Raw genomic sequence first — 22,966 nt, 5'->3', positions numbered from 1 at the left:
CTGGCGAGGCGTCCGACGGCTAACGCGACTGGTCGTGGCTGGCCAGCCAGACCAGCAGTTTCAGGCTGGCGGAGTAGTAATCATCCTGCGCGGTGATTTGCGGGTCACCCTGCGGCTCCCCCATAGTCAGGTCGCGCACCGCCAGCAGGCCGCCGGTCATAAACCATGACGGAACGTTGTCGTTGCTGACGTTGATCCAGGCCGGCGTCTGCAGACGCGGATAGCTGTTGAACCAGTTTTTCCATGGCGTCAGCAGGGCGCTGCGCGGATCAGCCCAGGAGAGATACAGCGGGATGCGAATCGCGTCATAGCTCATGCGTGGTGGCCACTCTTTCGCCGGCTCCATCCTGCCGTCCGCTTTCAGCGCGACCCAGTCGGTAGGCAGTTTTGATTTACCCCAGCCCATTTTCCCCAGCAGCGTCAGACCATCGCTTTGCAGCTTGCGCCAGGCGGTCAGATGGGTGTGCTCGGCAAACGCCTGCCAGGCCGGGAAGATAAAGTAGGACGGGTTAATATTAAGATGATCGTTGAGGTTGAAGCCTTTCGCACCAGGCAGCATCACCTGATAACCGGCGAAGGTCACCACCGTATTTTTCAGCAGTGCCGCAGTAATCGCGTCGGAAGCCGCACCGTAGGACTTGTCGCCCCACTGCTTCTGGGCGCGCAGCAGCGCCCAGGCAATCATGGTATCGCCATCGGTGGCGTCGTTCTTATCCGCGATCGGGTTCGGCGCGACGGGGTTATAGCGCCAGTAAAACAGGCCATTGTCTTTATTGCGCAGCGTTTTATCGGTCCATTGCCACAGCTTGTCGAAGGCGGGACGATCGTTTTTCGCCACCGCCAGCAGCATCGCGAACCCCTGTCCTTCGGTATGAGAAATACTCCCGTTGCCGGTATCAACGATTCGCCCGTCGGCCATCATAAAGCGTGATTTATAGCTTTGCCACGCGTCATCAGCCCACGCACGAGGAAGCACCATCATCGCCACTATGACCGCTATTACTGCACGCAAAGACATAAGGTCACCCGTTATGGATGGAAGTAGAGGAACTGAACATCCGAGACCGAGAACAGTCTTTCACGTTGCAACACCACGTGCGTACTGCCGCCCTGCCCCTGTAGCCAGCGAGAATAAAGCCCCTCGAGTATGGCACAAAATGCATTACACCAGCGCACCCGGTGCGCGTCATCGCGACTCACCGGCAGCGCGCGATGGCGCAGTCGTAACCCGTCGTCACCCACATCGACGCTGACCACGCCCCACTTGAAGCGGCTCAGCCACTGGTTGATATTGGCTTCCAGCTGGCCCACGGTTTCCGACTCGGGCAGCGGGTAGCGATCCGCCAGCATCTCCCCCATCTGGCGTAAGAAGGGCTGACTTTCCAGCTCCCCGGCGTTGTTCAACATGCCATCGACCATGATCAGCAGCAGGTCAAACCATCCGGCTGGCGTCTGCTGCTGTTGAAACCAGGTCATGACTTCCGCGTTGTTATTCTCTGTCATGATCAGTTGTCTCCCAACATATAGCGGATATAGAGACCCGCGGTGCTCTCGTTATAGTCACCGAAGGTGTCGTAGCCAATCTGGCCGCCCAGCGTCATCTGCTTGTTCACTTTGTAATCGGCCCCGGCGCGCAGCGTATAGCCAATGCCGTTCTTCGAGGTCGCCGAATAGTAAGCTTCCTTCGCAAAGCCGTTGCTGACCGCGGTCTCCAGAGTTTGCTGCCATTCAGAGTTGGTCGGGAAGTAGGCGCTCTTATCCTGGCTGTAGGATTGATAACCCACTGACCCGCCCAGCTTCATCGTCCAGTTGTCATACTTCTCGGTCAGGTTAACCGGCAGCGAGACGCTCACGTAGTTCTGCGGGCTGAAGTAGCCGCCCTGACCATAAGTGAAGTAGCTGAGGTTTTTCGAGTAGTCCATATAGCTCATACTCAACCCGGCCTGCAGCTGGCGATAATCATCGTGATAAGGCCGCAGATAGACCCCGGCGTTAGCGTTAACGCTGGTGTTGCTGGCGACGTTGGAGCCAATGTAGCTGTAGCCGCCGCCGCCCACATAGAAACCGGCATCGCCATCGTCATAGCTCAGCTGCAGGGTGCCGCCGTTTTTGGTCACCTGCCCCCAGGTTTTTCCGGAGTAGGAGTCTTTCAGGCCGACGTAGGAGAGCAGGCTATCGGTCAATGAGCGGCGCTCGCCGGTGAAGATCAGCGACAGGTAGTTGGTCAGCTTCGGCGACCATTTCACGCCCCCGACCACGGTATTAAGATCCTGGCCCAGCGGGGTGCTGCCAATATCGACACGATAATTATCGCCGCTCAGGGCCATGGCCAGCTCAACGCCATTAGCCTTCTGGGAATCCGTTGAGCCGCTGGCCTGATCGACGTTCGGTTTCAGGCTGGATGACGCCAGATAGCTGGCCACCTGGCCGGAATCGTAGGTACCGAGTTTCGCCAGATTCTCCATCCCGCTGCTGGTGGTGGCGTTAAAGTCGGAGGCGTTCAGCGTCCCCAGAGTACTTAATGCCTCAGCCCCAGGATTGCTGGCAAAATAGGTTTCCTTTTCCGTATCGGTCATCGCGGCAATCGCCGCCTGCTCGCTGGTGGCGGTGGAGATCATATTGGAAACCGCATTGGAGAGCGGGTTCGCACCGTATCGCCGCCAGGCATCGCCGGTGGCGGTGCCGGCATTCAGCATGATCGGCGTGACGGTAAAGTCAAAACGCGAGTCGCCAAACGGCGATGAGGACCACGTCAGCGGAGTTTTCATCTCCGTCAGCTTACTGGTACCGGATTCGCCATCACGCCCGCGCACTTCCATGCCGCCCTGCAGCCAGGTGCCGGTTTTTTCCTGTAACGCTTCCATCATGCTGTCTACCTGACGCAGCGTACGGGTTTGCGCGGTCTCTACCGGCAGGTCGGGACGCTGGATCCCCGGCAGGGTCGTGCCGGGTCCGGTCGACACCTGGGCGACCTGCCACGGCATATACTGTCCATAAGCCGATGCCGTCCGCGTCGGGGTGGTGGTGCGGGAGACGCCCACAAAGGGGTTATCCGCCGCCAGCACGCCGCCAACGGTTGGCGTCTGAGCGCTGTTGCTGCTCTGCAGCCCCAGCAGCTTGCCGCGCGCGCTGCGCAGATAGGTCATCGCCTGCTGGTGGTGTCCCTGCGATTCCGCCACGCGCGCCAGCAGTACCAGGCGATCCGGCGAGTTATCCGGACGCAGTCCGCCAGCCAGCTGTTCGGCCCGGTCGTTGTTGCCTTCCGATAGCGCAACGTCAATCGCGCCGGTACGCGCCGCCTGGTCCGGCGTGTCGCGGGTCATCAGATAGTCATAGACCACGCCCGCTTCTTTGTTCATTTTTCCGCTCTGATAGAGTCGCGCCATGGCGAACATCAGGTCGGTATTTTGCGGGTCGCTTTGCATCGCCCCCATCAGTTTGTCGTAAGCCCCGGCATAGTTGCCCTGTTCGCGCAGCCGGTCCGCTTCGTTGATCACGTAGCCGTTGCGGATGCTCGCCAGCTGCGTCGGCGTACTGGTGGCCTGCAGCTGCGGGTTGGTCAACAGTGCCTGGGCTTCGTTGGTCAGCCCCGCCTGATTGAGCACCGAGACCTGATCGGCATAATCGCCGGCATTGCCGGTGATACCGCCGCTGATATTATTGCGCACCAGCGTGACGGCCCCGGAGACATCGCCGCTCTGGGCCAGCATGCGCGCCAGCTTGCCGACGTCCGCCGGTGATTTTGGCGGCGTCGCGGCCATCGCTCTCAGGGTATTCGATGCCGCGACTGTATTCCCTTGCGCCAGGTAGTTCTGCGCGGTCACCAGCTGCAGGTTGTAGTTCACCCGCTGGCGTAAATCGCGCATCTGGCTGGTCTGACTGGCGGCGGGGATCCGCCCCAGCAGCGTCTGCGCCTGCTGCCAGGCACCGTTTTCACTGGCAAACAGCGCGGCGGCGTACAGCGAATTGCTGCTGGCGCCAGGCCGATAAGCAGCCGCCATGGTCGACGCGGCTTCGCTCTCATTGCCCGAGTTTTGCAACAGCCGGGCGAGATCCAGACGCATCCAGGCATCGTCCGGGTAACGGGATACCCCCTGACGCAAGGTCGCGATTGCCGCCGTGACGTTACCGCTGTTGGCCTGCTCTTGTGCCTGACGACGCAGTGAATCTCCCGGCATCCCGGTCACCACGCGAGGCTGCAGCTTCTGCTGCATGCTGGCCGGCAGCGTGCGCAGCATCTCCTGCGCCTCCGCCGATTTATTCTGCTCCCGCAGGACGTAGTACAGGTTCTCGCGCGCCGGGCCGTTTTGCGGCTGGTCGTTGAGCAGCGAGCGCAGGGTTTGCTCCGCCTGAGGAAGGTCTTTGTTATGGCGCAACACATCGGCACGGAACAGTTTTGCCGACGCGCCACGCGTGCCGCTCTGCTGAGCCAGCGGCGCGGACAGCGCCAGCGCCTGGCTGATGTTGCCCTGTTTGTAGGCCTGCTGCGCCTGCGCCAGTTGGCCGTAGAATAAGGCATCAGCCGCCTGCTCGCGGCGGGCGGCTGAGTCAGCGCCGCCAAGATCCGCGGCCCGACTTAAATATTGCGACGCGGCCTGAAAGTCCCCGTTACGTTGCGCGATATAGCCCATCCCGGCCAGCGCATCGGCATCCTGCGGGTTGGTCTGGAGCACCTGTTCAAACTGCTCTTTCGCGGCGGTGGTATTGCCGCTATTGAGGTTAACAAACCCCTGACCGCGCGCCTGACCGCTGATCCGCTGACGGTAGTAATTCTGGACTTCAGTATCCTGCGGGTGACGCTGCATCCAGGTATCGTACATCGCTTCATCGCCAGCCTGCGGCCCCAGCCACAGCAGCGCCTGACGCAGGCCGCTGTCGGCCTCTTTGCTGCCGCTGGCCATCGATTCCAGCATCGAGATCCCTTCCCGGCGGGTGTCCTCCCGCCAGGTCAGCGCTTTGCCTAACGCCACGCGGGCGGCGTTCTCCTGCGGATGCTGCGCCACGTACTGACGCAGTTCGCCGACCGCCTGCGGGTAGAGCGATTTGTCGCTGGCCATGGTCATGTAATATTCGGCAGCCAGGCTTGATGGCGGGGTATTGCCATTAAACATGCCCCGCCAGGTCGTTAATGCCGCCGGAATATTGCCGCTGCGCGCCTGCTGTCTTGCGAGGCTGAGCTGCCCCTGCGGGACCTTGGCCATTTTCCTGGCGTTATCCAGCTCCTGCAGATTGGGGCTATCAGGCGAGACCTTCGCCAGCCGGGCGCGCCACTGCGCTGCCTCCTGAAGATTCCCGCCCTGCTGCGACCACAGCGCCATCAGGTACATGGCCTGAGTGTTATTGGCATCGACCAGCAGCACTTTTTGCAGCGACTCCTTCGCCAGCTCATCGTGCGATTTTTCATGCCAGTAGTTTGCCTGGGCAAACAGCGCCTGCAGCGCGGCATCATTGCCGGCGGCGAGGGCATCACCGAGTGCGCCAAATGTCAGCGCGCCTGACAGGCAAAGGGTGGATAATTTACGGGTCGACCGGCGATTCATTTTAATCACTCTTTTCATTGGCTTTCCCCCGAATTCAGACGCTTGCGAGCATGGCGTTTAAACATTGCGGTGAGCGCCAGACCAATCATCGAGGTGGCGAACAGTCCCAGCAATGCCAGCAGTCCAGAGTGCTGGCTGGCATACCACACCGCGATCATGTACCACGGCATCTGACCGCTCGGGAAAGGCGTGTTGACCTGGAAGCTGCGCACGCCATTGTCGCTGGTGATGATTGCCGTATCGCCCCGGATACCGGCGTTGATGCGCGGTGAATCGAGGTCGACTTTCAGTCTTGCCAGTTGGTCATCGTTGCTGGCCATCGCCACCACCACCGTGCGCTGAGAGCTCCACGGCGAGCGGTAGCTAATAAAGCCGCGCCAGGCGTTGCTGGAAGAGAGATAGCGATCGGCGTCGACGCTGGCGGACGTCCAGTCGCCGCTCAGCCAACGCTGCACTTTTTCTCCCAGCCCCGACTCGCGCACGCCCAGCTGGTTATCCGCCTGATAATAGGGCGAGTCCGCCAGCAGGCTTTGGTTAAATGTTTTCTGATCGAGGCCGCTGACCGCGAGGACATCGCGTTCGCGCAGATACTGCAGGCCCGCCCCACCGCTCGGAACGCCCAGCACCACCCGGTTGTTCGCCAGCGCCGTTCCGGTCGCATTCCCCGAACGGGCCGCCAGGTTGAGCAGCGTTGCCACCTGGGTTTCTGACGGTTTTTCTGCCATCAGCAACACGGTTTGCGAGTAGTCCGCGAGGCGTGAGAACGGGAACGACGCCCCGACGAAATAGGAGAGGTTTGGCAATAGCGAGAAATGGCGCGTATTGCTTAAATCAATCCATGAATCATCGGTAATGCGGCTCTTGATGTTGTTATTCATCACCACCGCACAGGGCGCGTTGTCTTTCGGCACCACGTTAAAATAGAGCGACAGCTGGTTATCCCCGTAGATCAGGTACGGCGCCAGCGGGATGGTAAACTGCTCCTGACGGGCATCGCCCCCCAGGCGGCGCCACAGTTTCTCCAGCGGCCCTTGCTTGTTCAGCGGTAAATTGTGCAGGAAGGTGTTGTTGAGCGTGACGCTCAATAACGACTTATCTTCGTTGATCCAGTTTTCCGACGGGAAGCGGTAGCCAATCTGCAGCGGAATAGTTTCGCCATCCCAGAGGTACAGATCCGGTGCCGCGCGGAATGCCACCCGCAGCGGCTCATGCCAGACGCCGTTGACTGTCATACTTTGGTCTTTACGCAGCAGCTCGCTGATTTTTACCGGCCGATCGGTGGGGATCCAGCGCGGCGCATCATACGGTTTGCCGACCGGGATCGCCTGCGGATCCACGCTCAGGCTGGCGGTCTGCGGGGCAATGTTGCCACGGGTCAGACGCCAGGCCGCGGCGCGCAATGCTGCATCGTTTTGCCCGACGATCAACAGCAGTTTGTAGGTCGGGTTGCCCGGGTTATCAACAATCTTCAGCAGCGGTTTGTCGGTTTGCGGCAGGGTGATCCCGCCCACCTGATCGCCCGGATGACCGATAATAATGCCGTGGCGCTCCGGTAAACGATCGCGCAGCGCATTGAAGGAGATACCGCGATAGTCCGCCTGAATCCCCAGCCAGGAGGAGATTAACGCCGCGGCGCTATAAACATCCGCGCCGGCGTTTTCCGGGAAGGCCACGGCGATATCTGCAGGGGTCATCTGCATGTTGTCAAAGAACGGCCGCGGGAAATGGCTTAAATCATTGCTCAGATTCAGCGGCTGGCTTTCCCAGCTGAAGCGCGACGCCGCGAGAATGGTGACGCCCGATGTATCCTGGCTATTGAGCAGGCACTGCATGTTGTCGCCATCATTCACCTTAAAGCTCAGGTTATTGCTGGAAACCATCAGCGCCGCCGGAATATCCAGCTGGTAGTGGGAAATATCGGCCCCGTCGGTACCCAGCGGCACCGTGCCCAGCGGCTGGCCGTTAAGCATCAGCTGCAGGGTGGCATTACGGGTCGCCATTTCTGGTGACACCCGCACGTCCAGCATCAGTTCAGCATGGGTCACGACCTGGTCAGAAGGCAGCGTAAAATCCGCGCCCCCCTGACGTTGCCCGCCGCTGAGGATAATGCCGTCCGGCATCCCCATTTGCGCCAGATTAAGCGTGCCGCTAACGACCGGCGTTAACGGTACGGCCACCGGCGCAGGGGTGTTAACCGGCGGCGGTAGATCAGGCAGCGAGGCTGCCGCCGGATCCGCTGCGGTTGTGGCGTCGTCGGCCGTCGTCGCGTCAGTTGCTGGCGCGGGTGCGCCTGCAGAGGTCGATTCTGGCGTTGCCGTCGGGTCCGGGGTCGTCGCGGCATTGTCGGCGGTCGTTCCGTCGACAGCAGCGCCCGGCAGCGGGAAGTTCAGCGTCGCCGTCGGTTCGGCAGGCGTCTCTTCACCGTGCAGCGCAGGCACGGAAAAGATCCCGGCCAACAGCGCAAGCGTGGTCAATCGCTTCATAGTTGGCCATCCTCCTGCGCGGGGCTCGCAACAGGTTTCTGCCGACGGCGGGCGCCGCGGGTTTTCCAGGACAGCCAGAACAGTTCAAAGACGCAGCGCAAGATGGTCACGAACGAGCGGAACGGGTTGTCCTGCGGACGCGGCGGGTTGATCCAGGCATCCGCACGCGCCAGCACCACACGCACCAGCTCGCGGCGCAGCGATAGCGGGATATTTTCATCAAACTTGAGACGAATAAATTGCTGGTCGGCGGTCACCTGCTCTGCCGGAATACAAATGGCCCCGGATTGCAAAATCAGTTCAATCTCTTCGATATCGTCCTGCAGATGGCGGTCATCGGGCACCGCAATACGACAGCCGCCCATCGACAGGTCAGCGGTATGGCTACGTGAAACCACGCCGCTGGCGTAGTGAATCAGCACCGGAATATCCACATCGATACGGATAGTCTTACGTACCTGCCGGGTTTCGCGCGCCACGGCAATCGCTGCCAGCAGGAAGATCAGGCTGTAGAGTCCCCAGCCCACGTTCAGGGCGATAACGTTGGGGTCAGAACCGAAGTAGTCATGTCCAATGGCGCGAACGATACCGACAATGACGCCGACGCCCAGCAAACAGGCCACCACCAGATGCGGCCTGACGACGGTAAAGTCGAAGTAACCGACATCCAGCAGCCCGCCTTTATCGGTCACGTTGAACTTGCCGCGTTTCGGGAAAATCATCGTCACCAGCGTCGGCAGCACCAGGTGGAAGGCCAGCACGATGTCGTAGATTTCACCCCAGAAGCTGTAGCGATAGCGGCCGTTCATCCGCGAACCGACGTAGATCGCGAGGAACAGGTGCGGCAAGGCATACGACACGATCAGGCTCGCCGAGGAGTAGATAATATTCAGGTTAAACAACAGGTAGGCTAACGGCGCGGTGACGAACACCACCCTCGGTAACGCAAACTGGTAGTAGAGCATGGCGCTGAGGTAGCACAAGCGCTGCTGGATAGTCAGCCCCCGTCCCAATAGTGGGTTATCGAGGCGGAAAATCTGGGTCATGCCGCGCGCCCAGCGGGTTCGCTGAATCACGTGTACCACCAGACGTTCGGTCGCTAAACCTGCCGCCAGCGGAATATCGAGAAACGATGATTTCCAGCCCAGACGCTGGAATTTCAGCGCGGTGTGCGCATCTTCGGTGACGGTTTCAACCGCAAATCCACCGATATCTTCCAGCGCTTTCCGGCGGATCACCGCGCAGGAGCCGCAGAAAAAGGTCGCGTTCCAGTTGTCGTTGCCCTGCTGAATCGGGCCGTAGAACAACATCCCTTCATTGGGAATATTGCGTCCCACCGAGAGGTTACGTTCAAACGGGTCCGGCGAGTAAAAGTAGTGCGGCGTCTGGACCAGCGCCAGCATCGGATCCTTGAGGAAACCGCCGACGGTCGCCTGCAGGAACACGCGGGTAGCCACGTGATCGCAGTCGAAGACGCAAATCAGCTCGCCCTTGGTGAGGGTCATCGCATGGTTCAGGTTGCCCGCTTTGGCGTGCTTATTGTCGTTTCGGGTGATATATCCCACCCCGACATCGGCGGCGAACACCGCAAACTCGTTGCGTTTACCATCATCCAGGAGATAAATTTTCATCTTATCCGCAGGGTAATCAATACACTGCGCAGCCAGCACGGTATCACGGACCACGTCCAGCGGTTCGTTATAGCTAGGAATATAGATATCGACCGTCGGCCAGGTGCTCATATCATCCGGCAGCGGGACGATCTCGCGCTTAAGCGGCCAGACCGTTTGCAGGTAGTTCAGCAGCAGCATCACCCAGATATAGACTTCCGCCAGAAACAGTCCCATCCCCAGAACCGTCTCGATACCGGAGTTAAAATGCAGGGTTTGCGTCAAGCGGAAATACATATAACGGGTCGACATCAGCAGCGAAGTCACGACCATAATGACCGAGATGCTGCGTTTTTTGCTAAACCCCATGAAAAACAGAATACCGATACTCAACAGACCAAAAAGATACTGCTTTTGGCTGTCCATCGGCGTAATAACCACCAGAACGGCAACGGGCGATAGCACCAGTACCAGCAACCAGAAAAGAGACTTTTTCATTCAGCAGCCCTGCAATAAGTTAAAGCCCTGACATGCGAGGCTGGCTGTGCACCGTGCCGTCGCCAATTTTGATACCCAACAGCGCAGAGATTTTTTTTGCAATGATTTCAATATCAAAGGCGGCTGCAGAGGAGGAGCTAAAGTCGAGAACCGACTTCTGGGACGCATTCGCCTCCACCACGCTTTCGTCACGGTGGATGATGCCCAGCAACCGATCGCCCAGTTTGTCCTCCATCAGCGCGGTCACGTCGCGGCTGACCTGGCGACGATTATCACTCTGATTCAGCACAAAATAATGCCCGAGTTTGTTGTTTAACTTACTGCCCGTCAGACGCTGTTTTTCCACGTGCGACAGGGTCGACATCGATGCGGTATCCGCCAGCAGCGGCACCAGGTGGAGATCCGCCAGCGACGTCAGCGCCGTGAGCGCTGGCGACGGGCCAGGCGGCAGGTCGGCGATGATAATCAGCCCGGGATAATTCAATAACGCCGCCAGGCCCCGGGTCAGAAAGTGAGGGTCAGTGGCCAGGTGTTGATCAAACGCCTGATGCTGCGCCTCGCTGACATCGCCATATGGCAGGACAAAAATATTGCTGCCAGCACTGAGTACGCACTGGCTCCAGTCATGAAGTTCCAGCGCTTTCGCGACATAGCCGCGTTCATCGCTCAGCGGGACGCCAAAATGCAGGCGCAACGCATTCTGAACGTCAAAATCGACCACCAGAACTTTGCTACCCGCGCGCGCCAGGGAATAGGCAAGATTAGCCGCGAGGGTCGTTTTTCCTACGCCGCCTTTTGGAGAACACACGCAGATCAACGGCATGTCGCAATCCTTTCTAAAAGTGATTTCAGCGGCTGATCTTTATTTTTTGCCGCCGGTTCAGCGGCTTTTGCCGCAAATAAATGAGCAAAGCCGTCGTTGGTCTGCGTCGGTGTTACCGCCGGACGCGGCGCCATTCGCGGTGCAGGTGCCGGTGCTGCGGCAATGGCCGGAGCGGGTTCCGCCATGACCGGCGGTGCCGTTGGCGTCACCAGCGGTGGCGGTTCAACAGGCGCAGCAGCAATCACCGGGGATACAAGCGGCTCAGGCGTCGGGAGCGTAGCCGCCTGCTCTACCACAGGCGTCGGCGCAGGAGATGGCACAGGTTCTGCTTCCACCCAATGGAACATATCCGCTGGCACGGGTTGTGGTATGGGTAGTGATACCGATCCCCCCATCGCCAGAGACGTTTCTTTCTCTTCCCCAGGGGTTAGCTGATTGAGAATAATCCAATCGCCCTGTTCCCGGGTGGGTGCCTGTGATGAGAGGTCCTTGAAATGTAGACTTTGCGTACGAGTCTTTTCCTTGAAGCGCTGCAAATCATCATAATGGTTCATGGATAACCTCATGATTTTAAATACATAATATTTAATCTGTTATTATTTTGACACTACGTCTTTAGAGCATAGTTTATTTTATTGTTTTCATTAGCTTAAGTTGATCAGCATGACCAACAATACAATGACTTTGTATAGGGATATTGGTCAAGGCGGTGTAATTTATTGATAGCTTTGGGATTACCCTACCATTTCTTATACTAAATGATAGCTCCATTTTTTAGGAGGTATCTGTAGGCAAAACCTGAAACTACCTGATTACCAAAAAAACCAGGATTTTATCTGGTTATTATTAATAATAATGAAGTAAAAAAATAACTATTAGCGCGACTGGAATAGATTTTATATCTTTTTTCATCGTTATATAAATAGGTCAAACTGCTTATTTAAGTGACAAAATATCAGGCGGGTTGTGCAATTGCGGCCGCTGTCTCATCGACAGCGGCGCAAACGATCAGGCGGGGTGTTTTTCCGGGTTTTCGTCCTGGTCAACGGCAAAGCAGGCCACCAGTTGGCCGCCGTAGTCCTTCAGCTGCGGCTGGAGCTGGGTGCATGGGCCGAAGCGACGACGGCAGCGGGCGTTGAATGCACAACCCGGCGGCGGGTTCAGCGGGCTCGGCAGCTCGCCGGTCAGCTTAATACGCTCGCGACGATCGTCCGGGTTCAGACGCGGCGTCGCCGACAGCAGCGCCTGAGTGTACGGGTGCTGCGGGTTGTTGAAGATCTGATCCTTGGTGCCCTTCTCCACGCAGCGTCCGAGGTACATCACCATCACTTCATCGGCAATGTGCTCGACCACCGACAGGTCATGGGAGATGAACACGTAGGACAGCCCCATATCCTGCTGCAGGTCCATCATCAGGTTTAACACCTGCGCGCGCACCGAGACATCCAGCGCGGAAACCGGTTCGTCAGCAATCACCACGTCCGGGTCCAGCATCAGCCCGCGGGCAATGGCGATACGCTGGCGCTGACCGCCAGAGAACATATGCGGATAGCGATCGTAGTGCTCGGTTTTGAGCCCCACTTTCGCCATCATTGCCAACGCTTTCTCCCGGCGCTGCTCTTTGTTCAGCGTGGTATTGATCTGCAGCGGTTCTTCAAGAATCTGCCCCACTTTTTTACGCGGGTTTAACGACCCGTAGGGGTTCTGGAAGACGATCTGGATTTTCTGACGACGCAGCTTTTGCGCATGCGGATCGTGCTTAAGCAGGTCTTGTCCCTGGTAGTAAAGCTCACCCCCGGTCGGGATTTCAATCATCGTCAGCAGGCGGCCCAGCGTCGATTTACCGCAGCCGGATTCCCCCACCACCGCCAGCGTTTTCCCGCGTTCGAGGGTGAATGAGACGCCGTCCAGCGCTTTCACCAGGCGCTCAGGCGCGAACAGCCCCTTCTTCACCGGGTAATATTTTTTCAGGTCGATGGCCTGCAACAAAAGCTGTTGCGTGGTGGCCTCATGGGTACTCATAGCGTAGGCCTCCCGGCATCATCCAGTGGGTAGTGACATTTCGACTGACGGCCGCCGTCAACGTGGTTCAGCGTCGGCTCCTCGCTGCGGCACCGGTCGGTGGCGTACGGGCAGCGCGGGTTTAACAGACAGCCGTCAGGACGGTCATATTTCCCAGGGACCACACCAGGCAGAGAGGCCAGCCGCGCTTTATCCTGAGCAAACTCCGGCAGCGCACGCAGCAATGCCTGGGTATACGGATGCCGCGGGGCGCGGAAGATATCTTTCGCATCGCCCGCTTCGACGACCTGACCGGCATACATCACAATAATCTTGTGTGCCGCCTCAGCCACCAGCGCCAGATCGTGCGTGATCAGCACCAGCGCCATATTCTCTTTTTGCTGCAGCTCCAGCAGCAGCTCAATGATCTGCGCCTGAATCGTCACGTCCAGCGCCGTGGTTGGCTCATCGGCAATCAACAGCTTTGGCCGACAGGCAATCGCCATGGCAATCATCACGCGCTGGCTCATCCCGCCGGAGAGCTGGTGCGGATAGACATCAAGCCGCGATGCCGGGTCCGGAATGCCCACCAGCGTCAGCAGGTCGATCGCCCGCTGGATGCGGGTTTTCTTATTGCCGCCCTGGTGCACCTTAATGGCTTCCATGATCTGGAAGCCGACGGTGTAGCACGGGTTAAGGCTGGTCATCGGGTCCTGGAAGATCATCGCCACTTCTGCACCCACCAGCTGGCGGCGCTCTTTTTCTGAAATACGTTTCAGATCGCGACCATTAAACTCCAGCTTATCCGCCATTACGCGGCCGGGGTAATCAATCAGGCCCATAATCGCCAGCGAGCTGACCGATTTACCGGAACCCGACTCGCCGACAATCCCGACGACTTCGCCCTGGTTAACGCTGTAGCTCACGCGGTCTACCGCGCGAAACGGGGTGCCTTCGTCACCGAAGTGCACCGATAATTTATCTACATTCAATAACGCCATCTCGAACCTCTTACTGCTTCAGTTTGGGATCGAGCGCGTCACGCAGACCGTCACCCATCAGGTTAAATGCCAGCACCGTGAGCAGAATGGCTACCCCCGGGAAGGTGACCACCCACCAGGCACTCTGCGCGAACTGCAACACGTCGGAGAGCATCGTGCCCCACTCCGGTGTCGGCGGCTGCGCACCCATGCCAAGGAAGCCAAGAGCGGCCATATCGAGAATGGCGTTAGAGAAGCCCAGCGACGCCTGAACGATCAGCGGCGCCAGACAGTTAGGCAGAATATTGATGAACATCTGACGCATGGCGCCCGCGCCCGCAACCCGCGAAGCCGTCACGTAATCACGGTTCACTTCCACCAGCACCGCCGCGCGCGTCAGACGCACGTAGTGCGGCAAGGCGACAAAGGTCAGCGCTATTGAGGCGTTCACAATCGACGGGCCGAAGATGGCCACCAGTACCAGCGCCAGCAGCAGGCTTGGCAGCGCCAGCATAATATCGACGATACGCATAATGATGGAGTCAATGACGCCGCCGAAGTAGCCGGCCACCAGGCCAAGCACCACGCCGAGGATCAGCGACAGCACCACCACCAAACAGCCCACCAGCAGCGATAAACGGGCGCCGTACATCAGTCGCGACAGAATATCGCGGCCGACATCATCGGTGCCCAGCAGGTGCGCAAAGCTTCCCCCTTCCTGCCAGGCTGGCGGAGCCAGCAGCACGTCGCGGAACTGATCCGCCGGGTTGTAGGGTGCCAGCACGTTCGCGAACACGGCGATAATAATCATGATCGCCACGTAGACCAGGCCAACGACCGCCCCTTTATTGCGTTTGAAATAGTGCCAGAACTCCTTCATCGGGGTCATTGGCACCGGTGCGGCGACAACTTTATTTTCAGTAACTTGTGACATGATGGCCCCTTACTTCTTATGCCGAATACGCGGGTTCACCACGCCGTACAGCAGGTCGACCAGCAAATTGACGAGGATAATCATCGTCGCGACCAGCAGTACCCCACTCTGCACCACCGGGTAATCACGGCGTTGCAGCGCATCGATCAGCCAGCGCCCTAAGCCCGGCCAGGAGAAGATAGTCTCGGTCAGGATGGCGCCCGCCAGCAGCGTCCCCACCTGTAAACCGATCACCGTCACTACCGGCAGCATGGCGTTGCGCAGCGCATGGACCACAATTACGCGCATGCGGGTCAGACCCTTAGCGCGCGCGGTACGAATGTAATCCTCGCCCAGCACTTCCAGCATCGACGAGCGCGTCATACGGACGATCACCGCCAGCGGGATAGTGCCCAGCACTACGGCAGGCAGGATCATGTGCATCACCGCGTCGATAAAGTCGCCGGGTTCACCCCAGATAGCGGTGTCGATCAGCATAAAGCCGGTGAGTGGCAGCGTATCGTCGAGGAATACCGTGTCGCTGATTCGCCCGGAAACCGGCGTCAGGTTCAGCTGCACCGAGACCAGCATAATCAGCATCATGCCCCACCAGAAGATAGGCATGGAATAGCCGGTCAGCGCGAGGCCCACGGAGGTGTGATCGAAGATAGAACCGCGTTTTACCGCAGCCAGCACCCCTACCGGGATACCGACGGCGACGGCGAAAATCATCGCACAGACGCCCAGTTCCATCGTCGCTTTAAAGCGCGGCACGAACTCCTGCCACACGGGAATACGGCTTTTCAGCGAAATGCCTAAATCGCCATGCAGGACGCCCCAGATATAGTGGACATACTGCTGCCACATCGGCTTATCAAGGCCCATTTCAGCCAGCAGCTGAGCATGACGTTCAGGGGAAATACCACGTTCGCCCGCCATAATCATCACCGGGTCACCGGGGATCATATGGACGAAAGCAAAGGTGAGAAGGGTAATACCGATAAATGTCGGGATGACAAGTCCCAAACGTCGGAGAATGAACTGCAACATAACCCGGATTCTCTCTAGTGACGACCCGCCTGGTGACGGGGCGTCTGTATTGCTCACAAATGTCAGTTCCCTCTCCCCAAGGCGGGGAGAGGGGAAACACGCTGTTATTATTCGATAGAGACGTTATCGAAGTGGTGTTTACCTAATGGATCGACCACGTAGCCTTTGACTTCTTTACGCACCGGCTCATACACAGTGGAGTGCGCGATGATCAGAGCCGGAGCCTGGTCATGCATCACTACCTGCGCCTGTTTGTACAGCTCGATACGCTTGTTGTGGTCGTCGGTAGCACGTGCCGGCTGAATCAGATCTTCAAACGGCTTGTAGCACCAGCGAGAGTAGTTAGAGCCATCTTTTGCCGCCGCGCAGCTGAACAGGGTCGCGAAGAAGTTATCCGGATCCCCGTTATCACCGGTCCAGCCCATCATGACGGTCTGGTGTTCACCGGCTTTCGCACGCTTGAGGTATTCGCCCCACTCGTAGGTCACGATCTTCGCCTGGACGCCAACTTTGGCCCAGTCGGCCTGGATCATCTCAGCCATACGGCGTGCGTTCGGGTTATACGGACGCTGTACCGGCATAGCCCACAGGTCGATCGAGAACCCTTTTTCCATTCCGGCTTCTTTCAGCAGCGCTTTCGCTTTTTCCGGATCGTATGTGTAGTCTTTAACGTCGTCGTTATAGCCCCACATGGTCGGCGGAATCAGGTTTTTCGCGGACTGACCGGCACCCTGATAAACGGCTTTGATAATCGCTTCTTTGTTCACCGCGTAGGTCAGCGCCTGGCGGATCTTCACGTTATCCAGCGGTTTTTTCTCGGTGTTGAACGACAGGTAACCGACGTTCAGGCCCGGCTGCTCCATCAGGTTAATGCTCTTATCTTCCTTCATGCGCGCAATGTCGGCCGGGTTCGGGTACGGCATCACCTGGCACTCATTTTTCTGCAGTTTGGCGTAGCGCACGGAAGCATCAGGCGTGATAGAGAAGACCAGACGATCGATCTGCGGCTTGGTGCCCCAGTAGCCCGGGAAGGCTTTATAGAGAATACGGGAGTCTTTCTGGTACTGCAGCAGTTGGAACGGACCGGTACCGATTGGGTTCAGATCCACTTTTTCCGGCGTGCCGGCTTTCAGCATGTTGTCAGCATATTCTTTGGACAGAATAGAGGCGAAGTCCATCGCCAGGTCTGCGAGGAACGGAGCTTCCGGGCGAGTCAGAACGAACTGGACGGTCTTATCATCCACCTTCTTCACTTCGCTAATCAGGTCCGGCAGGCCCATGCCTTCGAAGTATTCGTAGCTACCGCCAGATACTTTATGGTACGGGTTTTGGGCATTTTTCTGGCGATCGAACGAGAACACGATGTCATCGGCGTTCAGGTCACGGGTCGGTTTAAAGTCTTTGTTGTCCTGCCACTTCACGCCCTGACGCAGGTGGAAGGTATAGGTTTTTCCGTCAGCGCTGACTTCCCACTTTTCGGCCAGGCCAGGAATAACTTCGGTGGTACCGGTTTTGAATTCGACCAGGCGGTTGTAGATTGGCACCGAGCTGGCGTCATAGGTGGTACCAGAGGTGAAAAGCTGTGGGTTAAATCCTTCCGGCGAACCTTCAGAACAATAAACCAGGGTTTTCGCCTGAACGCTTGCGGCAACAGTCAGGGCGACCAGGCTCAGACCAAGCTTCAGCATCCCTGACTTTTTCAAGGAAATACTCATTCTTCTGCTCCAAATGTGATGATGTTGTTTTGCATATATCCGCCAGGCCTTTATTTATTTTTATTCGTCATATTTCGGGCTACGAATGCGTTGGCTACGCTTGCTAACCTCAATCACATCATTATCTGTGCGTCTGGAGATTCTCAAGCTTGCCGCGTTCCCGCAGCTCGAACTATTTAGAATATACCCGGTCCGGTCGGTGGTGCCCGAAGGCGTAGAGAGAGATGGGGATTCCTTTCACAAAAACGACTGAGTTGCAGTGCGGATTCTCCATGAAATGCCCCTCATGCCCTACAATCTGTCAACAGAATGCGTAAACGTCAATACAGCCAACCTGGTTTTACATCCGGGGTGAGAATCCGCAGGCAAAGATTAAAAAAACTTCATGCCGGCATTTTCAGCAGAGAAATTTATGCTACCGGCAATTTGGCAGCACAACCGTCTTAATACCTTGCAACATCTAGTGATAAGCAATTCTGGTAAATGGTGAAAATTTATTGCGATGTGGCCAATATGTGAGCGATTAATAGCGCGAACGTTAAAACGCACAGCGGAAAATGCTGAAGTTATCCATAAGCTTCGCGAAATAAGAACTAACCAGAGATAAAAAAATACAATGGAAGATGTCACAAAATGGTTAACAGGCGCTTGAAAACGGGGATTAATGGTTTTTTGGTAACTTTGGTTAACGGGCTGTGAGGCAGTCCCGGCGTCGCGCTGCTCGGCCGGGCTACCGGGAGCGCGCTGAAGCCAGATGCTGGTGTCAGGCTACAGATGCAAAAAAGCCCGCTCGTTGAGCAGGCTTTTAAATTTGGTCGGTGATAGAGGATTCGAACCTCCGACCCCTTCGTCCCGAACGAAGTGCGCTACCAGGCTGCGCCAATCACCGAATGCGGGGCGCATCTTACTGCTGAGATACACACCCGTCAATGGCTTATTATGAAAAAATCACTCAAGCGGCGAGAAACTCGCCACCCGGCTATTTCTTCGGCGCCGCAGAGGCATCAGGAACGTGGCACCAGTTGTTATGCTGGTTAATCCCGCCGTCCGGCGAAGTATAACCAAGGCATCCCATAATAGTGTCATACAGCTCCACATGACGACGCGGTACCTTCATCGCCGCCTGCTCTTTCAGGTGGGCGAAAGAGGCTGCATGGTCAGGTGATTCCAGATACTTATCCGACATCCATACCATCATCGGCACGCGGAACTGCTCCGGCGGCGCCATCTTACGCGGCGTACCGTGCAGGTGCTCGCGCTCGTTGATCGACTCACCGTGATCGGCGGCATAGAACACAATCGCCTTCTTATCCCGCAGCTGATCCAGCACGCTCACGATAAAGTGATCGACATAGGTCACGGTATTATCGTACGAGTTAATCAGCTCGGCCTTGGAGCACTTGTTATCCACGCCCACGCACTCCGGCTGCCATTTGGCAAAACTGCGCGGATAACGCTGGGTGTAGTTAAAGTGCGACCCTTTCGTGTGCAGAATAATCAGATGCTTACCACGGGTATTCTTCGCCAGCGAGCGCTGAACCTCATCCACCAGCAGCATGTCATCCACGCTCTTGCCACGGTTACGCGGCTCGGCGCCAATCTGCTCGCGATAGGCAATATTGTTCACCATGGTATTACTGTAGAACCACATCTCGCTCTGCATCGCGTACAGATCGCCGCTAAAGCCCATCTGATGCAGAACCGAGAACACGTTTTGCTCTTTCAGCGTCCGCTGTGGGTTATCATCCGCCCCGCCTTCCCGTACGAACATGCAGCGCAGAGAGAGTTTGGTGGCCGTATCACAGGAATAACCGCGGAAGGCGACCAGGTTTTTCTCCTGCGCCAGCTTCGGGGTGGTATCCCGGTTGTAGCCTAAAATCCCCATATGATCCCAGCGGGTCGTCTCGCCGATAATGAACACCACGTAGGTATCATCCAGCCCTTCTGGGGCCACATAGGTGAATTTTTTTGCCGGATTGATTAACGACTTGTTGTCGGAGGATTCATCCACCTGCGCCCAGGCATACAGCCCCAGTGCAGAAAGCCAGTTCGACGGCAGATACGAGTTGGCAATGACCCCGCCGTAGCTTGGCATATCAACCTCGGAACTGCGCTCAACGTTCTTCTGCCGCACTTCCAGCAGGCGAATCGGGCCCCAGACCATTAACCCGGCCAGCACCACGATAGTAATATTTTTCAGCCGCTGGCCCGGCGTGCGAATTTGCCGCAGCAGCGTATGGCGACAGCGGTTATTCCAGATCAGCAGGAGCGGAGGCGCGCTGACCAGCACCATCCATAGAATCAGATACCAGCCCACCACTTCCTGAGAAAGGTCGATATCTGTCGTCATGACCGACGCAATAATGCCGTAACCAATGACCACGTTCAGGAAGGTCATGTAATAGCTGGCGGCGGCAGAGAAAATCACGACCAGTGTGGCTAATATTCGCCAGACACGTCTGCCCAGCAGCGACAGCAGACGCAGCAGGAAAAACGTCACCAGTACGGTTGCAACCAATTCCACAATCCCGGAAAGCCCTTTCCAGAGGGTAAACTCCTGCGCATAACCATCAAGCCGACGGTAAAGCACAGCGACGTTCATAAACCAGCCGATGTACAGCGCCAGCCAAAAACTGAGCTTCTGCTGTGTCATCGTTCTAATATATTTCATGCATGAAACCTGGAAAAAGAAGAGATAAAACCGCCTTGCTTACGCAATATAAGTGGGCAGGTTAATGGGGTGCGTTCAGGTTGTTTAACTACTCAAACCCATTCGAGATGCCTTGCGGCGACGGGCTCGCGAATCCTCCGGAACTGACTTAAGTCAGTGACTGAAACATGCGAGCGCAGTCAACAATAAGGTCATTTGAAGGACGGAGAGTATAAGAAACCTCTTTAAAGCGCGCTAAGTAGACCACAGAGAGAGGAAAAAGTACCGGGAGGGAATGTGATCCAACCAAACATTTACAAAACATTTGGTTGGACTGGCACAATTTGCTTAGGAGGCTAGCGCTTCAAGCCGGGATGGCCGTGCCTTCAGGCGTGCGCTTCGCTATAAACCTCGCCTTTCGGTTGGCGAATGGTGGTGGACAGCGCCAGCGAAATAATCAGTAGCGCGAATATAACGCAGAAGGTGACATAGAACCCGCCGAACAGCGAGGCAATCAGCGACCCGCAGATACTGCCGATACCGAAGCCGAGGTAAATCACACCGTAGTTTTTCGCCAGGTTGTTCAGACCGAAGAATTCGCTAATCAACGATGGGAACACGGTAATGGTGCCGCCGAAGTTGAAGGCCACACAGGCGATAGCGGCAAAGAAGGTCATCGCGTTCAACGGAGCGAACAGCAGCGCCGCCATCCCAATCAGGGATACCACCTGACCAATCGTAATCACGCGGATGCGGGAGATTTTATCCGACAGGATGCCCAGCACCAGACGTCCGCTCAGGTTAGCGATAGAGATAACGGTGACCGCATTCGCCGCCGTTGCGACATCCAGATGTACCATCCCCTGAGCGATATCTTTCGCCACGCCAATCACATACAGACCACTCATGCAGGCGGTCAGGAACATCACAGCTAACATCCAGTACTGCGGTTTACGCATCGACTCAGCCAGCGTGAAGTCATTTTCCACCACGCCGTTGTGGGAAGTCGCGGTATGTTCTGGCGCATCTTTCATTAATGTCGCACCGAAGACAATCATCACCAGGACGATGGCACCCCAGATAATGAAGGTTTTCTCCAGCCCGACGGTAGCCAGCAGATGGGTATCAATAAACTTAAAGCCAAGGCTGCCGAGACCGTAAGAACCAATGGAGAAGGCAGAAATCAGCCCCTTACGTTCCGGGAACCATTTCACGCAGTTGGAGAGCGTCAGCAGGTAGCCCGCGCCGTCCGCCAGACCCACCAGCAGACCCGCGCTCAGCCACAGCATTAACAGGCTGTTGGAGTGGGCGGTGAGGAAAAAGCCGAGGCCCAGCAAAATCCCGGACGCCATCGTGACGCGTTTGACGCCAAAACGTTCCTGTAATTTACCGGCAACGGAAGAGGATAGCGCCAGACCGAGACTTAACAGACCGAAGGAGAAAGCCACCTGGCTGACCGGTTCATCCAGTTTTGCGGAAAGGGAACTGTTGAACAAACTCCATGTATAAACCGATCCCAGCGCGAATTGTGTAACGATCGTGCCGGCTAGCGTAAGCCAGCGGGTATATTGACTGTTTGCAGCGTTCATAGCAGATATCCTGAAGAATTAACTGCCGCCACAATAGCGAAGTCCCCTGACCGCCAGGTTAAAAAAGGCATGAAATGCCATCAGCATGGAATGAAATGCATGCAGGCAGGAATGAATGACATTGGAAAAGCGATGGCGCATGAAAACATCGGCAATATGTTAGTGTTTACTATCTTACAACCCTGCGCCATTACTGTATTTTTTAGGTAACAACTACGTTTCCAGGATGCTACAAAAACGCTAAAAGTTAGCGCTGACACCCATCACGTAGAGATAATTTGCGCCCGTCGTCGGATTTTCCGCCTGGGATAATGCCGCCCATGCCGCAAGGTGTGAATTGAGCGACATGTCTGCCCCAAAGGTCACATCGCGCCAGGCGGCATCCTGCCCGCGGTTTGGCCCAATCTGTTCCGACGACAGCGGTTGGTTATAGCTCACCTGCGCCCACGGGTGCACGCCCCACAGCTCCTGGTAGTCCATACGCCAGCCGAGCGTATTGACCCATGGATTGTCGGTCGCCCGACGCGCCGGCGGGGTCGATACCACATCGCTACGCAAGCTCGCCACCGGCCCGGAGGTCACGCCGTTGGCCAGGGCAAAATTCCAGCCCACGCTCATCCCGTGGCTGCTGTCCGGCGGTGCGACGGCCTGATTCAATGCCATGCCGGGAAGATCGCCGGAGGCATTCATCCGCTCAGCCAGAATATCTTCATAACGTGGTTGGTGATCGCTATCCCACGTATAGCGCTCAGAGGTATTACTTTTAGTATCGTTAGCGATATATTCCTGTTGCCAGGCATACGCACCAGTAACCAATGAGGCCCAGACGGCCACACACGCCGGAAGCAAGCGCCCCCGAATGCCATAGCTTTTCTTTATTATCATTAATGCGACTCCAGAGAAGAGCCAAACCAGTATTATTGCTGTGTTTTTATGGGATCGGCTTCCCGTGAATACCCGGAATAATGTGACTGGACGAGCGAATGCTGCCAATGCACATGCAACCTGAATAATGGCGGGTATATTTGAGAGTGGTATCCCTGTATTAACTATTATCTTTATCTTTCAGCCGTCAAGGTGAACGCGTAAGTTTTATTGCTAAAGGGAGAGAGAC

14 protein-coding genes, 1 tRNA gene and 1 pseudogene are annotated in these 22,966 nt (G+C 56.9%); all 16 read right to left on the bottom strand.

Going from position 1 to position 22,966, the window contains the following annotated elements; all coding sequences use genetic code 11:
* Positions 1-19: 19 nt before the first annotated feature.
* Positions 20-1,018, bottom strand: a complete 999-nt coding sequence (locus HF679_RS19675) for a glycosyl hydrolase family 8 (RefSeq protein WP_154144299.1) — start codon at positions 1,016-1,018, stop codon at positions 20-22.
* Positions 1,019-1,029: 11 nt separating this feature from the next.
* Positions 1,030-1,506 (bottom strand): cellulose biosynthesis protein BcsD, encoded by a 477-nt coding sequence (gene bcsD / locus HF679_RS19670; RefSeq protein ID WP_174510214.1) that lies wholly within the window; start codon positions 1,504-1,506, stop codon positions 1,030-1,032.
* The gene (locus tag HF679_RS19665) at positions 1,506-5,558 is read right to left on the bottom strand and encodes a cellulose biosynthesis protein BcsC (protein ID WP_187042318.1); all 4,053 of its coding nucleotides are present in this window, start codon (positions 5,556-5,558) and stop codon (positions 1,506-1,508) included. Before HF679_RS19665 ends, bcsD begins: the two co-directional genes overlap by 1 nt.
* Positions 5,555-8,023: a cellulose biosynthesis cyclic di-GMP-binding regulatory protein BcsB gene (gene bcsB, locus HF679_RS19660; RefSeq protein WP_154144301.1), complete on the bottom strand. Its 2,469-nt coding sequence runs from the start codon at positions 8,021-8,023 to the stop codon at positions 5,555-5,557. Before bcsB ends, HF679_RS19665 begins: the two co-directional genes overlap by 4 nt.
* On the bottom strand, positions 8,020-10,131 hold the full coding sequence (gene bcsA / locus HF679_RS19655; RefSeq protein WP_187042317.1) for a UDP-forming cellulose synthase catalytic subunit: 2,112 nt from the start codon (positions 10,129-10,131) through the stop codon (positions 8,020-8,022). The genes bcsB and bcsA overlap by 4 nt, the downstream gene beginning before the upstream one ends.
* Positions 10,132-10,150: 19 nt before the next feature.
* Positions 10,151-10,943: pseudogene (locus HF679_RS19650) on the bottom strand (cellulose synthase operon protein YhjQ/BcsQ).
* A 1-nt stretch (position 10,944) separates the two neighbouring features.
* Complete coding sequence (bcsO, locus tag HF679_RS19645) at positions 10,945-11,508, bottom strand: cellulose biosynthesis protein BcsO (protein WP_187042316.1); 564 nt, start codon at positions 11,506-11,508, stop codon at positions 10,945-10,947.
* A 454-nt stretch (positions 11,509-11,962) separates the two neighbouring features.
* Positions 11,963-12,976, bottom strand: coding sequence for a dipeptide ABC transporter ATP-binding subunit DppF (gene dppF, locus HF679_RS19640; RefSeq protein ID WP_187042315.1), 1,014 nt, complete (start codon positions 12,974-12,976; stop codon positions 11,963-11,965).
* Positions 12,973-13,956, bottom strand: coding sequence for a dipeptide ABC transporter ATP-binding protein (dppD, locus tag HF679_RS19635; RefSeq protein ID WP_123757190.1), 984 nt, complete (start codon positions 13,954-13,956; stop codon positions 12,973-12,975). The genes dppF and dppD overlap by 4 nt, the downstream gene beginning before the upstream one ends.
* Positions 13,957-13,966: 10 nt before the next feature.
* Positions 13,967-14,869, bottom strand: coding sequence for a dipeptide ABC transporter permease DppC (gene dppC, locus HF679_RS19630; protein WP_123757189.1), 903 nt, complete (start codon positions 14,867-14,869; stop codon positions 13,967-13,969).
* A gap of 9 nt (positions 14,870-14,878) precedes the next feature.
* Positions 14,879-15,898 carry a dipeptide ABC transporter permease DppB gene (gene dppB / locus HF679_RS19625; protein WP_174510211.1) on the bottom strand — a complete coding sequence of 340 codons (1,020 nt, stop codon included), beginning with the start codon at positions 15,896-15,898 and terminating at the stop codon, positions 14,879-14,881.
* A 107-nt stretch (positions 15,899-16,005) separates the two neighbouring features.
* Positions 16,006-17,613: a dipeptide ABC transporter periplasmic-binding protein DppA gene (dppA, locus tag HF679_RS19620; RefSeq protein WP_123757187.1), complete on the bottom strand. Its 1,608-nt coding sequence runs from the start codon at positions 17,611-17,613 to the stop codon at positions 16,006-16,008.
* Between the two features lie 812 nt (positions 17,614-18,425).
* Positions 18,426-18,502: transfer RNA gene (locus HF679_RS19615), tRNA-Pro, on the bottom strand.
* A 90-nt stretch (positions 18,503-18,592) separates the two neighbouring features.
* Positions 18,593-20,284, bottom strand: coding sequence for a kdo(2)-lipid A phosphoethanolamine 7''-transferase (eptB, locus tag HF679_RS19610; protein WP_123757186.1), 1,692 nt, complete (start codon positions 20,282-20,284; stop codon positions 18,593-18,595).
* Between the two features lie 365 nt (positions 20,285-20,649).
* Complete coding sequence (locus tag HF679_RS19605; RefSeq protein ID WP_123757185.1) at positions 20,650-21,852, bottom strand: MFS transporter; 1,203 nt, start codon at positions 21,850-21,852, stop codon at positions 20,650-20,652.
* Between the two features lie 240 nt (positions 21,853-22,092).
* Positions 22,093-22,737, bottom strand: coding sequence for an autotransporter outer membrane beta-barrel domain-containing protein (locus HF679_RS19600; RefSeq protein ID WP_123757184.1), 645 nt, complete (start codon positions 22,735-22,737; stop codon positions 22,093-22,095).
* Positions 22,738-22,966: the final 229 nt, after the last annotated feature.

The sequence above is a fragment of the Enterobacter sp. JUb54 genome, from assembly GCF_014298075.1.
Lineage (GTDB): Bacteria > Pseudomonadota > Gammaproteobacteria > Enterobacterales > Enterobacteriaceae > Klebsiella > Klebsiella lignicola.
The sequence above is the reverse complement of the archived record's forward strand: the minus strand, read 5'-3'. Positions and strand labels throughout refer to the sequence as shown.

Coding starts and splice junctions, on each gene's coding strand:
- HF679_RS19605 (WP_123757185.1), bottom strand. CDS start 21,852: ATGAACGCTGCAAACAGTCAATATACCCGCTGGCTTACGCTAGCCGGC.
- dppD (WP_123757190.1), bottom strand. CDS start 13,956: ATGGCGTTATTGAATGTAGATAAATTATCGGTGCACTTCGGTGACGAA.
- dppA (WP_123757187.1), bottom strand. CDS start 17,613: ATGAGTATTTCCTTGAAAAAGTCAGGGATGCTGAAGCTTGGTCTGAGC.
- eptB (WP_123757186.1), bottom strand. CDS start 20,284: ATGAAATATATTAGAACGATGACACAGCAGAAGCTCAGTTTTTGGCTG.
- HF679_RS19675 (WP_154144299.1), bottom strand. CDS start 1,018: ATGTCTTTGCGTGCAGTAATAGCGGTCATAGTGGCGATGATGGTGCTT.
- dppF (WP_187042315.1), bottom strand. CDS start 12,976: ATGAGTACCCATGAGGCCACCACGCAACAGCTTTTGTTGCAGGCCATC.
- HF679_RS19665 (WP_187042318.1), bottom strand. CDS start 5,558: ATGAAAAGAGTGATTAAAATGAATCGCCGGTCGACCCGTAAATTATCC.
- bcsA (WP_187042317.1), bottom strand. CDS start 10,131: ATGAAAAAGTCTCTTTTCTGGTTGCTGGTACTGGTGCTATCGCCCGTT.
- HF679_RS19600 (WP_123757184.1), bottom strand. CDS start 22,737: ATGATAATAAAGAAAAGCTATGGCATTCGGGGGCGCTTGCTTCCGGCG.
- bcsB (WP_154144301.1), bottom strand. CDS start 8,023: ATGAAGCGATTGACCACGCTTGCGCTGTTGGCCGGGATCTTTTCCGTG.
- bcsO (WP_187042316.1), bottom strand. CDS start 11,508: ATGAACCATTATGATGATTTGCAGCGCTTCAAGGAAAAGACTCGTACG.
- dppB (WP_174510211.1), bottom strand. CDS start 15,898: ATGTTGCAGTTCATTCTCCGACGTTTGGGACTTGTCATCCCGACATTT.
- dppC (WP_123757189.1), bottom strand. CDS start 14,869: ATGTCACAAGTTACTGAAAATAAAGTTGTCGCCGCACCGGTGCCAATG.